The organism is Streptomyces sp. NPDC111507 (genome assembly GCF_055638955.1).
The window spans coordinates 400,186-412,643 of record NZ_JBVKBU010000007.1 but is presented as its reverse complement, the minus strand read 5'-3'; the positions used below and the strand labels follow the sequence as shown (position 1 = coordinate 412,643).

General features: G+C 70.1%; 9 protein-coding genes. 6 read left to right on the top strand and 3 right to left on the bottom strand.

Going from position 1 to position 12,458, the window contains the following annotated elements; all coding sequences use genetic code 11:
• The first annotated feature begins 628 nt into the window (after positions 1 to 628).
• The 3 genes from ACZ7M2_RS28930 to ACZ7M2_RS28920 all read left to right on the top strand — a co-directional run bounded on the left by ACZ7M2_RS28930 (position 629) and on the right by ACZ7M2_RS28920 (position 5,075).
• Complete coding sequence (locus tag ACZ7M2_RS28930) at positions 629 to 3,316, top strand: MGH1-like glycoside hydrolase domain-containing protein (RefSeq protein WP_471597755.1); 2,688 nt, start codon at positions 629 to 631, stop codon at positions 3,314 to 3,316.
• Complete coding sequence (locus ACZ7M2_RS28925) at positions 3,313 to 4,767, top strand: alpha-amylase (protein ID WP_471597754.1); 1,455 nt, start codon at positions 3,313 to 3,315, stop codon at positions 4,765 to 4,767. The genes ACZ7M2_RS28930 and ACZ7M2_RS28925 overlap by 4 nt, the downstream gene beginning before the upstream one ends.
• A gap of 116 nt (positions 4,768 to 4,883) precedes the next feature.
• Positions 4,884 to 5,075, top strand: a complete 192-nt coding sequence (locus ACZ7M2_RS28920) for a hypothetical protein (protein WP_471597753.1) — start codon at positions 4,884 to 4,886, stop codon at positions 5,073 to 5,075.
• A 34-nt stretch (positions 5,076 to 5,109) separates the two neighbouring features.
• Here ACZ7M2_RS28920 and ACZ7M2_RS28915 read toward each other — a convergent pair whose 3' ends face one another.
• Positions 5,110 to 5,853 carry a helix-turn-helix transcriptional regulator gene (locus ACZ7M2_RS28915; RefSeq protein ID WP_471597752.1) on the bottom strand — a complete coding sequence of 248 codons (744 nt, stop codon included), beginning with the start codon at positions 5,851 to 5,853 and terminating at the stop codon, positions 5,110 to 5,112.
• A gap of 54 nt (positions 5,854 to 5,907) precedes the next feature.
• Between ACZ7M2_RS28915 and ACZ7M2_RS28910 the strand changes: the two genes are divergently transcribed.
• Positions 5,908 to 7,092: an MFS transporter gene (locus ACZ7M2_RS28910; protein WP_471597751.1), complete on the top strand. Its 1,185-nt coding sequence runs from the start codon at positions 5,908 to 5,910 to the stop codon at positions 7,090 to 7,092.
• A gap of 82 nt (positions 7,093 to 7,174) precedes the next feature.
• On the opposite strand, the gene ACZ7M2_RS28905 is transcribed toward ACZ7M2_RS28910, so the two are convergent.
• Positions 7,175 to 7,936 (bottom strand): helix-turn-helix transcriptional regulator, encoded by a 762-nt coding sequence (locus ACZ7M2_RS28905; protein ID WP_471597750.1) that lies wholly within the window; start codon positions 7,934 to 7,936, stop codon positions 7,175 to 7,177.
• A gap of 55 nt (positions 7,937 to 7,991) precedes the next feature.
• Here ACZ7M2_RS28905 and ACZ7M2_RS28900 point away from each other — a divergent pair, with 55 nt between their 5' ends.
• Positions 7,992 to 9,347 carry an MFS transporter gene (locus tag ACZ7M2_RS28900; RefSeq protein ID WP_471597749.1) on the top strand — a complete coding sequence of 452 codons (1,356 nt, stop codon included), beginning with the start codon at positions 7,992 to 7,994 and terminating at the stop codon, positions 9,345 to 9,347.
• On the opposite strand, the gene ACZ7M2_RS28895 is transcribed toward ACZ7M2_RS28900, so the two are convergent.
• Positions 9,337 to 10,788 carry a PucR family transcriptional regulator gene (locus ACZ7M2_RS28895; protein WP_352047527.1) on the bottom strand — a complete coding sequence of 484 codons (1,452 nt, stop codon included), beginning with the start codon at positions 10,786 to 10,788 and terminating at the stop codon, positions 9,337 to 9,339. The genes ACZ7M2_RS28900 and ACZ7M2_RS28895 overlap by 11 nt on opposite strands.
• 104 nt (positions 10,789 to 10,892) lie before the next feature.
• Here ACZ7M2_RS28895 and ACZ7M2_RS28890 point away from each other — a divergent pair, with 104 nt between their 5' ends.
• Complete coding sequence (locus tag ACZ7M2_RS28890) at positions 10,893 to 12,428, top strand: purine-cytosine permease family protein (RefSeq protein WP_471597748.1); 1,536 nt, start codon at positions 10,893 to 10,895, stop codon at positions 12,426 to 12,428.
• Positions 12,429 to 12,458: the final 30 nt, after the last annotated feature.

Genomic DNA, 12,458 nt, shown 5'->3' with positions numbered 1-12,458 from the left:
GGTCCACGCGGGCGGCCTTTCGATGGCAGAGGCGAAGGCCGCCTCCAGCCGCCCGGAAAGGGGCAGGAGCGCGGACAGCGGGTCCTGGCCCGAGCGCTGTCGGCCGCTCAGCACCGCCGGCAGCTCCTGCAGCGCGAGCGGGTCGCCGGCGGTCTCGGCCGGCAATCGCCGCCCGTACCGACGGCCCCAGCCCGGGCTGACGAGCGTCCAGCAGTTCGGCTGTCGCCTGCGCCGCGAGCGGCCCGATCTCTCGCACGGGACGCTGGAGTTGATGGAAGAACCGGTCCGCCTCGGTCCGCATGGCGGCGAGGAGGACGATCGGATCGTCGCTGATCCTGCGGACGAAGAACCCCAGCACGGTCGCGCCGGCGCGGTCGATCCAGGGCACGTCGTCGGCGATCACCAGCAGCGGACGCTCTACGGAGACCTCGCCGAGCAAGGCGAGCACGGCTGTCGAGACGTCCATCGGGTCCGGCGACGGTCCCGGCGTGAGACCGAAGATCCGTCTGGGGAGGCATGTCCGAGGGGCAACGCGGACAGCTTCGGCAACTGAGGCCCCGCAGGGTCGTTGCGGCCGAGTCCGAGACGCCGGAGTCTGAATGAAGGTGCGGGATGGGGAGGGTGTGCGATGACGGAGAACATGGGCGGAGCGGACCCCGAGCGACTGCGGCTCGCGGAGGCCGACGCGGGGCGCGCGGCGTGGCGGCGCTGGGGGCCGTATCTGAGCGAGCGGCAGTGGGGCACGGTCCGCGAGGACTACAGCCCCGGCGGTGACGCCTGGTCGTACTTCACCCACGACCAGGCCCGCTCACGGGCCTACCGCTGGGGCGAGGACGGCATCGCGGGCGTCAGCGACGACCGGCAGCGGCTGTGCTTCGCGCTCGCCCTGTGGAACGGCCGGGATCCGATCCTCAAGGAGCGGATGTTCGGCCTGACCAACGCCGAGGGCAATCACGGGGAGGACGTCAAGGAGTACTACTTCCACCTCGACTCGACGCCCACCCACTCGTACATGAAGTACCTCTACAAGTACCCGCAGGGCGCCTTCCCGTACGACGATCTCGTGACCGTCAACCGGGCCCGCGGGCGGCACGATCCCGAGTACGAACTCCTCGACACCGGCGTCTTCGACGAGGACCGCTACTTCGACGTGTTCGTCGAGTACGCCAAGTCAGGCCCCGAGGACCTGCTGGTCGAGATCACCGCGCACAACCGCGGCCCCGACGAGGCCACCCTCCACCTGCTGCCGACCCTGTGGTTCCGGCACACGTGGTCGTGGGCGGGCGGCACCGCCGTGCCCGACTTGCGACGCACCCCGGACGCTGTCCGCGCCGTGCACGAGGAACTCGGCACGCGGTGGCTGTACTTCACCGGCGAGACGGAGACCCTGTTCACCGAGAACGACACCGACAACGAGCGCGTCTTCGGCAGTCCGAACGCCACTCCGTACGTCAAGGACGGCATCGACCGGTACGTCGTCCAGGGCGAGACCGGCGCCGTCAACCCGCAGCAGACCGGCACGAAGGCTGCCGTGCACCACGTCCTCACCGTGCCCGCCGGTGACAGCGTGACCGTGCGGCTGCGCCTGACCGACACCGAACTCGCGGACCCCTGGGCCGAGTTCAACCAGGTGCTCGACACGCGGCGGACCGAGGCCGACGCGTTCTTCGAGGGCGTCGTCCCCGAGGGACTGGGCGAGGACGAACGGCGCATGGTGCGGCAGGCGCTCGCCGGAATGCTGTGGAGCAAGCAGTACTACTACCTCGACGTCGAGCGCTGGCTCGCCGAGCACGGTGTCGATCCGCTGGCCGCCGACCCCCGTATCCGCAACAGCTCCTGGTACCACATGGTCAACGACGAGGTCATCTCGATGCCGGACACCTGGGAGTATCCCTGGTTCGCGGCCTGGGACCTCGCCTTCCACGCCATCTCCCTGTCCATGGTCGACATCGGTTTCGCCAAGTCGCAGCTGGAGTTGCTGCTGCGGCGGCTGTATCTGCATCCCAACGGCCAGATCCCGGCGTACGAATGGAACTTCGGTGACGTCAACCCGCCGGTGCACGCCTGGGCCGTCCTCTTCGTCTACGAGCTGGAGAAGCACCGCACGGGCCGCGGCGACCGGGTCTTCCTGGAGAACGCCTTCCAGAAGCTGATGAAGAACTTCACCTGGTGGCTCAACCGCAAGGACGTCGATGGCAACAACGTCTTCCAGGGCGGCTTCCTCGGTCTCGACAACATCGGCGTCTTCGACCGCAGCGCCCCGCTGCCCACCGGCGGCCACCTCGACCAGGCCGACGGCACCGCGTGGATGGCCCTGTACTGCCAGAACCTCCTGGAGATCGCCCTCGAACTGGCCGACGACAACCGGGTCTACGTCGAGCACGCACAGACCCTGTTCGAGCACTTCGCCTGGATCACGGTCGCGATGAACCACATCGGCGACGACAACCAGAGCCTGTGGGACGAGGAGGACGGCTTCTTCTACGACGTCCTGCGCCTGCCCGACGGCGGCGCGACCCGGCTGAAGGTCCGCTCCCTGGTCGGGCTGATCCCGCTCGCCGCGACCAGCGTGATCGGCGGCTGGACGGATCGACGTTTCCCGGAACTGGTGCAGGGCGCACGGGAGTTCGTGCGCGGGCACCCGGCCGTCGAAGCCCTTGTCTCCTCCCACCACGTCCTCGGGCCGGGCGCGGCGGGGCATCACCTGTTCGCCCTGTTCGACGAGGACCGGCTGCGGCGCGTCCTGTCGCGCATGCTCGACGAGGACGAGTTCCTCGGCCCGCACGGCATCCGCTCGCTGTCGCGGTATCACGCCGCGCACCCGTACACCTTCGAGGTGCACGGCGAGCCGTACGGGGTCGGCTATCTGCCCGCCGAGTCGGACTCGGGCATGTTCGGGGGCAATTCCAACTGGCGTGGCCCGGTGTGGTTCCCGGTCAACCTCCTCCTGGTCCGTGCCCTGCTGAACCTTCACGCGTACCACGGCGACGACTTCACCGTGGAGTGCCCGACCGGCTCCGGCCGACGCATGAACCTCTACGAGGTCGCGCGCGAGATCTCCGGCCGGCTCACCTCCACCTTCCTCAGCGATGCCGAGGGCCACCGCCCGGTGCACGGCGCCCAGCCGAAGTTCGCCAAGGACCCACACTGGAAGGACCTGATCCTGTTCTACGAGTACTTCCACGGAGACAACGGCGCCGGGCTCGGCGCCTCCCACCAGACCGGCTGGACCGGCCTGGCCGCGGTCACCGCCACCCTGTTCCATCTCGTCGGCGACGGTGACTGGGGCGCTCTGAGGGAGGAACCCCTGTCATGACGGTGATATACGAGATCAACACCCTGGTCTGGCTTCGCGAGTGGGGCAATCGGTACGGACGTCCGGTCACTCTGGGCAGCGTGCCCGGCGAGGTCTGGGACGAGGTCGCACGACCGGGTGTGGACACCGTATGGCTGATGGGTGTGTGGGAGCGCAGCCCGGCGGGACTTGGCATCGCCCTGCGGGACGACCGTCTTCTGCTCGCCTCCTTCCGCGACGCCCTGCCCGACCTCACCCCGGCGGACATCGCCGGGTCCCCGTACTGCGTACGGAACTACGTCGTCGACGAGAGCCTCGGCGGCCCCGAGGGACTGGCCGCGGCACGGGCCGAACTGGCCGCGCGGGGCGTACGCCTGATCCTGGACTACGTCCCCAATCACGTGGCCCCCGACCATCCCTGGCTCACCGAGCGCCCGGACTGCCTGGTCCGGGGCACGCCGGACGACCTGGCCCGCGCACCCGAGGCCTTCCTGGAGGCGGGCGGGCAGGTGTACGCGCGCGGCCGGGACCCGTACTTCCCGCCGTGGCCGGACGTCGTGCAGCTGAACGCCTTCAGCGACGACCTGCGGGCGGCGGCGGTGGACACGCTGGCGGCGATCGGCGACCAGGCGGACGGAGTGCGCTGCGACATGGCGATGCTCCTCATGAACGACGTGTTCGCGAAGACATGGGGCGACCTCGCGGGAACGGTCCCCACGGAGGACTTCTGGCCGTACGTCATCCCCCGTGTGCGGGAGCGCCACCCCGATCTCCTCTTCGTCGCGGAGGCGTACTGGGACCTCGAATGGGACCTCCAGCAGCAGGGCTTCGACCACTGCTACGACAAACGGCTCTACGACCGCCTGGTCCACGAGGGCGCCGGATCCGTCCGCGCCCACCTCGGCGCCGGCCTCGATTACCAGCGCCGGCTCGTCCGCTTCCTGGAGAACCACGACGAACCCCGGGCCGCCGCCACCCTGCCCGACCGACGGGAACGCGCCGCGGCCGTTGCCGTCGCCACCCTGCCCGGCGCGACCCTCTGGCACGAGGGCCAGTTCGAAGGACGCCGCGTGCGCCTGCCGGTGTTCCTCTCGCGCCGGCCCCAGGAACCGGCCGACGCGTCCCTGCACGACTTCTACGACCGCCTGGTGAGCGCCGTGGCCCCCGTCCGCGAGGGCGACTGGGAGCTGCTGACCTGCACGGGGTGGCCGGACAACGACACTCATCACAACCTGCTCGCCTGGTCCTGGACCGGCGGCCGGGAACGGTACCTCGTCGTGATCAACTACTCGGACGGGCCCGCCCAGGGGCGGGTTCCGCTGCCCTGGACGGACTTGCGCGGCCGGTCGTGCGAACTGACCGGACTGCTCACCGAGGACACCTACGAACGGGAGGGCGACGAACTGGTCGACCCGGGCCTGTTCGTCGCCCTCGACGCCTGGCACTGGCACCTGCTCTCACTCCGCCGGTAGTCGGACGGGGGCCCCTGCGGCTCGGCCGCCGGGGTCACCCCCTTCCTCATGACGCTCATGGCGCTCATGACGTTCATGGCGCCTCTCGCGTCCTCGCGGACTTCTCGGAGCAGGCGGTGGCGTGGACCTCAGGCCTCGAGAGTCCCTGGCGCGACCTCGGCACCCCGGCACTCGACGAGCGGACGATCCAACTCCTCTCCCGACAAGCGCGTTACGGCGCGAGTATCGAAGAACTGGAGGCGTCACGAGACGAGGCGCAGATCAAGGTGATGCGGGCGGCATCCGTACCGTCCACTCCGGGCACCTGACTCGACCATGACCCGCGCGGGCGCGGACCGGACATCAGCGGGGCTGATGTGTTCCTGGAGTGTGTCCGAAGGCACGGCGGAAGACATCGATGAACGCACTGGCCGACGACCAGCCACACATGTGTGCCACGGTGGTCACCGGGATGTTCTCGGCAAGCAGGACCAAGGCATGGTGCAGGCGCAGCTGGGTGCGCCACTGCGGGAAGGTCATGCCGAGATCCGCTTTGAAGAGGCGGGAGAGGGTGCGGTCGCTGGCGCCGACCTGCCTGCCCAGTGCGGCCAGGGTGCGGTCGTCGGCCGGATTCGTGCGCAGGATCTCGCACACTGCCCTCAGCTGAGGGGTGGTCGGGGTGGGCAGGTGGAGGGGTTGCTGAGGTGAGGCCCGCAACTGGTCGAGCAACACCGCTCGTAGCCGCCCGCGTTCGGGGCTGTCGTCGTGCGGGGTGTGCGTGTAGGCGAGGATCAGTTCCCGGAGGAGGGGCCCGACGGTCAGCACGGTCGGCTCGTCCAGGCCGAGCGGGTTGTCACGCGCGGGCAGGCCGACCAGGTGCAGTTCGAGTTCGCCGTGGGCCTGGTGTGCGTGCACGGTGCCGGCCGGTACCCAGATGGCGCGCGTGCCCGGCGCGATCCACGAACCGGCGCTGGTCGTCACGGCCAGCACTCCACGGCCCGCATAGACGATCTGGTGGTCGTCATGGCGGTGGGCGTCGATGGCGGCTCCGGACGCCAGCCACTGGGTGCGGGTCGGCGCTACCGGATCGTGGCGGATTTCTGTCATTGATTGGCAGTTTATCGGAAGTGCGCCACCATGTGCGGCGATGACCATGGCGATGTGCCAAGGAACAGATCGATCATCATGCTGTCGGTCGGCCATGCCTGCGTGGACGTCTACCAGGGCGCGGTCGCCTCACTGGTCCCCTTCTTCGTCGCCGAGCGCGCCTACGGCTATGCCGCGGTCTCGGGCGTCGTGCTCGCCGCGTCTCTGCTGTCCTCGGTGGCCCAGCCGCTGTTCGGCGTGCTCACCGACCGCTGGGCGATGCCCTGGCTGTTGCCGGTGAGTACGGTCCTCGGCGGACTGGGGATCGCCCTGAGCGGCCTGAGTGGTTCCTACGCCCTGACACTGGTGTTCGTGGCCGTGTCCGGTGTCGGGGTCGCCGCCTACCATCCCGAGTCCGCCCGCGTCGCACGGCTCGTCAGCGAGGGCAGCCACAGCGCGATGGGCTGGTTCTCCCTCGGTGGCAACCTCGGCTTCGCCGCCGCGCCGCTCATGGTCACCGCCGTCGTCGCCTCCGGCGGGCTGCGCCTGTCGCCACTGCTCGTGCTGCCGGCCCTCGCCGGAAGCGTGCTGTGCCTGCCCGTCCTGCGCGCACTGGAGAAGACGGGACACGGCTGCTCCGGCACCGCGGTTGCGACGGGCGCCGACGACACGGTCTCGTTCGTGAAGCTGTCGCTCGCCGTGGTCTGCCGGTCCGTCGTCTTCGTCGGCCTGAGCACATTCATCTCCCTCTACGCCCGGCAACGTCTGGGAGGCGGTACCGCCGTGGGCACTACGGCGCTGTTCGTGCTCTATCTCGGCGGCGCGGTCGGCTCCGTGCTGGGCGGCAGTCTGGCCAACCGCTGGGACCGGGTCGCTGTCGCCCGCTGGTCGTACCTCGTCACGGTCGTCGCCGTCGCGGGGATCGTGTTCGTACCCGGCCCGGCGTTCTACGTGTTCGTGGCGCTGACCTCCGCCGGCCTGTACGTGCCCTTCTCCCTACAGGTCACCCTCGGCCAGGACTACCTGCCCACGCGCGTCGGCACCGCCAGCGGGATCACCCTCGGGCTGACCGTCAGCATCGGCGGCCTGGTCAGCCCGCTCATCGGCAGTGTCGCCGACGCGACCTCCCTGCGTACCGCCCTGACACCACTGATCCTGATGCCCGCTCTGAGCTGGCTGTTGTTCCGCACGCTGCCCGAACCCACCGCGCCGAAGCCGATGGCGGCGGCGCGGGCGAAGGTGATCACCGGCAAGGGCTGAAGGCGATCGCAGGCATCATCTTGGGGACGGCTGGTGATCCAGACACCCCCAGGTCGTCGGATCAGACAGGCGGCCTGTGGATCTACCCACCGGATCCGATGCGATAGGTTCCCGGTGTCTGGCCCATGGTGCGGCCGAACGTGTCGATGAACGCACTGGTCGTGGCCCACCCGCAGCGTCGTCCCGTTTCGCTGACGCTTGCTCCTTCGGCCAGCAGCACCATGGCGTGAAAGACCCGGATGTTGGTCCTCCATTGCGGATACGTCATGCCGAACTCGGACCTGAACAGCCGGGCCAGGGTGCGCTCGCTCACGCCGATGCGCCGTGCGAGCCAGGCGGCGGTCCGCGGTTGCCGCAGATCGTCGGTCACCAGCGCGCATGCCTGCCGCAGCAGGGAGTTGCTGGGGGTGGGCAGCGTCAAGGGTTCCACGAGGGCTCGCCGCAGCCGGTCCCGCAGGACGGCGCGCAGGTGGCGTGCCTCCTGCTGCGGGAGGGACGGTTCGCTGCACGCGATGATCAGTTCACGCACCAGGGCGTCCACGACCACGACGACCGGCGCCTCGGACCTCAGCAGAACGTCGTGGGCGGCGAAGCCGAGCGTGTGCACGGAGGTGTGCCCGTGTACCCGGTGCTGATGCCAGGTGCCCGCCGGAATCCACACGGCGCGCGCGCTGGACGCCACCCAGGACGCCTCGCCCGTCTGCACGGCCACCACACCGGCGCTGACATAGAGAAGCTGGTGATAGCCATGCTGGTGGCGGCCGATGACCTCACCCGCGAGGTGGGCATGGGTGCTGTCCCTGGGTTCCGCCGTCGCCGTCTCCGCCTGACCGTTTTCCGACATACGACGGCAGAATAACGGAAGCGGCGCATCGCGCGGTCCTGCCAGCGTTGTGACCATGCCCACGACATCCGACACCCCTCGTGATCTTCCCCCCGCCGCCCCACCCGCGCTGAAGGCCCGGCTGGCCTCCGGTCTGCGCGGCGTCACCCTCGACACGCGCCCGCTGGCGCTCCCCGTCTTCCGGCGCCTGTTGATCGGGCAGAGCGCCGCATACGTCGGGACCATGGTCACCGGCGTCACCATCCCCGTACAGATCTACGCGCTGTCGCGGTCGTCGCTGTCGGTAGGGCTGACGGGACTGGCCGGCCTCGTGCCGCTCGTGGTCTTCGGCCTGTACGGCGGTGCCATCGCCGACCGGTTCGACCGCCGTGTGCTGTATCTGGCGTCGGCATGCCTCACTTGGGCGACCACACTCGCCCTGCTGCTTCAGGCGGTCGTCGATCTGCGCTCGGTTCCCCTCATCCTCGCCCTCGTCGCCGTCCAGGCCGGCGCTTTCGGCGTGTCGTCCGCCGCCCGGGGCGCGATCATCCCCCGCATCGTTCCCACACCCCTGGTACCAGCCGCGAACACGCTGTACTTCACCGCCGGCAACGTCGGGCAGGTTGCCGGGCCGCTAGTAGCGGGCATCCTGATCTCGCTGCCGAACGGCTACTGCTGGGCATACGGCGCCGACGCCGCGCTGTTCTCTCTCCTGCTGTACTCGGCCGTTCACCTGCCCCCGATCATGCCGACCGGATCGGGGGCCCGGCCCGGTGGACTGCGCTCGGTCTTCGACGGGTTGCGGTTCATCGCCGCCGCCCCGGTGCTGTGGATGTCCTTCGCGGTCGACATCGCGGCGATGACGTTGGCCATGCCGACCGCCCTGTTCCCGGAAGCGGCTCAGCTGCGCTTCGGCGGAGGAGTGGGGCTGCTGTACTCGGCCATCGCCATCGGGTCGGTCGTAGCGGGGCTGTTCAGCGGATGGATCGGACGCGTGCGCCGCCAAGGCCGGGCCCTGGCCGTCGCCGTCACCGCCTGGGCGGCGGCCATCGCCCTCGCGGGCACCGTCCACCACCTTCTCGCCGCCGCGGCACTACTGGCCGCTGCCGGAGCGGCGGACCTCGTCAGCGCGGTCTATCGCGAGACGATTCTGCAAACCTACGCACCTGACGCCATGCGCGGCCGTCTGCAGGGCGTCTTCACCGTCGTCGTCGCCGGCGGTCCCCGCCTCGGAGACCTGCGCGCCGGCGCCATGGCATCCGCCACCGGTCTCGGCCTCGCGTGGACAGGCAGCTCGCTGCTCTGCATGATCGTCGTCGCCGTCGGCGCCCTGCTTGTGCGACCGTTCTGGCGCTATTCCGTCACCTCGGCGCAGCCTCCGTCCCCACCGACCCAGCCCTCCCCGCCTGCCGTCGACCCGCTCAGTCCGTGAGGCCCAGCGCCCCCGCTGCCTGGATCGCCAGCCAGACCTCGGCCAGGGCTCCCGTCGACGTCAGGTCGCGATCGGCGAGGGAGCCGAAGCGGCGCAGCCGGTAGGCGAGGGTGTTGGGGTGGATGTGGAGCGCCGCCGCAGCCGTCTCCGTACGGCGGTCGCGCTCCATCCAGGTGCGGGCGGAGACCAGCAGCTGCGAGTCATGGGCCTCGTCGTACCGCAGGACCTCGCCGAGCACGTGCTCGACCAGCGCGGTCAGGACAGCGGGGTCGTCGGGCAGCCACCGGCCCGTCGAGTCGTCGCCGTATCGGACGACGGGGCGGCCCGACTCCACGGACTTGGAGACCGCCCAGAGCGCCTCGCGCTGGGCGACCTTCAGTGCGGCCCCCGGCAGGAAGGGGCGGCTGATCCCGGCCGCGACGGCCGGGAGCTCACCGACGGCCGCTCCCAGTTCCGGTGCCCCCAGGACGTAGCGGTCCTCGCCTCGGGTGAGCAGCAGATGGGGTCGGTCCTCCAGACAGCGCAGCAGCGCCTCGTCGGTGGTGTGGCGCACGACGAGGAGGACGGTGTCGCCCTCGATCGCGTGCCGGGCGAGCCGGCGGCGCGCCGCCTCCGGGTCGAGCACCTCCTGCAGCAGTTCGGCCAGCGTCTCCGCGCCCTCGCGGCGCAGCGTCTCGCGTTCGTTGCGTACCATCGCCACCCGCAGCGCCGCCACGGTGGCGATGTGCTGGACGACGGCGAGTCCCGCGGGCTGGGCGCCCTGACGCTCGTATGCGACGAGAAAGCCCGCCGGGCCCCCGGGCGCGGGCACCGGGAGGACGAATCCGCCGGGGATCGTGGGCGGAGCGTCGACAGAGGCGGGCAGGACAGCGGGATCCGGTACGGGCACGCCGGGCAGGAGGGGGCGGCCCTGCGGTGTGCAGAGGTAGACGTCGTAACCCGACAGGCCTTCGAGACGGCGCAGAAGTGTCGGCGTGTCGAGGTTCTCGGCGACGAGCCAGCGCAGCGCGCCGAAGACCTGGAGCTGCGCGCCCAGCCGGTGCCGGGCGTCCTCCTGGGCCGCGGCCGCGATCTCCTGGGCGACGGCGATGAACGGGACGGCGAGCGGCACTTCGAGGACCGGGAAGCCCCGCTCCTCCGCCGCCTGGAAGAACGCGTCGTGCAGCGGGGGCATGTGCAGCTGCGCGGAGAGCGCGAGAGCGGACACCCCGGCGTCGTCCAGCCGCTCCAGATAGGCACGCTGTCCGGCCGCGGTACGGGGGACCGCCAGGCCCGCCGTCATGATCACCTCGGCGCCCAGGAGCCAGGGTGTCGGATCGGCGAGCTCGCTGGCGTGCGCCCAGGACACGGACCGGTTCAGACCGCCACTGCCGGCCTTCACGGAGAGCTGGAGTGCGGGGAAGGAGAGCAGGTCCCCGACGGTGAGTTTGTTGCTGGCCACACAAAACAGCGTACGTCTCTGTGATGGACACAATTGTCGCTGGTCAGCCATGGGCCACACACTGTGAAACCGTCCCCCATGCATGAACGGAAGGTGAATCGCCCGTGACGAGCTCGATCACCGAAATCGAGACCTATGGTGTCGAGCGGATCCCGGACGAGGACCGCACGGCCCGCCCGATCGATCTGTTCCGGCTCGCCTTCGGCGGTGCCAACACCTTCGCGACCTGTGTGCTGGGCGCCTTCCCGATCCTCTTCGGCCTCTCCTTCTGGCAGGGGCTCGCGGCGACCGTCCTGGGCCTCGTGGCGGGTGCGCTGCTGCTGGCCCCGATGGCACTGTTCGGCCCTGCCAACGGCACGAACAACGCCGTCTCCTCCTCCGCGCACCTGGGCGTGCACGGCCGGGTCGTCGGCTCGTTCCTCTCCCTGCTCACCGCCGTCGCGTTCTTCTCGATCTCGGTGTGGTCCTCGGGAGACGCGCTCGTCGGCGGCGCCCACCGGCTCGTCCACGTCCCCGAGTCGGACGTCACCTACGGCATCGCGTACGCGATCTTCGCCGGGCTCGTACTCGTCGTGTGCATCTACGGTTTCCGGTTCATGCTGCTGGTCAACAAGATCGCGGTGCTGGCGGCATCGGCCCTCTTCGTGCTCGGCGCCTTCGCCTTCGCGGGCGACTTCGACCCCGGTTACGCGGGAACCTTCACCTCCACCGCCGACCCGCTGTTCTGGCCGTCGTTCATCGGCGCCGCGCTGATCGTGCTCTCCAACCCGGTCTCCTTCGGCGCGTTCCTCGGTGACTGGTCCCGCTACATCCCGGCCGGGACTCCGCGCCGCCGGGTGATGGGGGCCGCGTTCCTCGCACAGGTCGCCACCCTGCTGCCGTTCCTCTTCGGCCTGGCCACCGCGTCGATCATCGCGTCGAAGGCCGCGAAGTACGTCGACCCGGCCGCCCCGAACTACGTGGGCGGACTGCTCGCGATCTCACCCGGCTGGTACTTCCTGCCGCTCTGCCTGATCGCCCTGATCGGCGGCCTCTCCACCGGCACGACGTCCCTGTACGGCACGGGGCTCGACTTCTCCAGCGTCTTCACACGCTTCAGCCGCGTCCAGGCCACCTTCTTCATCGGCGCCCTGTCCATCGCGTTCATCTTCGCCGGCCGCTTCGCGCTCAACCTCGCGCAGTCCATCTCCACCTTCGCCACGCTGATCATCACCTGCACGGCACCGTGGATGATCGTCATGACGCTCGGCTATGTCACCCGGCGCGGCTGGTACGACGCGGAAGCGCTGCAGGTCTTCAACCGCCGCCAACGTGGGGGCCGCTACTGGTTCACGCACGGCTGGAACTGGCGCGGCATGTCCACCTGGCTCGTCTCCGCCGTCGTGGCACTCCTCTTCACCAACCTGCCGGGCCAGTTCGTCGGCCCGCTGGGCAACCTCGCGGGCGGTACGGACATCTCGCTGCCGGTCGGCCTCGCCCTCGCGGTCGTGCTCTACCTCGCCCTGCTCACCCTGTTCCCCGAGCCGCGCGCCGTGTACGGACCGGCCGGACCCCGCTTCGTCCGGGCGTCGGACGCCCCGGTGCCGCCGATCACCGGCGGCAGCGAGGGGATCGTCCCCGAACCCGCCGCGGCCCACTGAGGCCTCACTCCCCCGTAACCGAACGCCCGC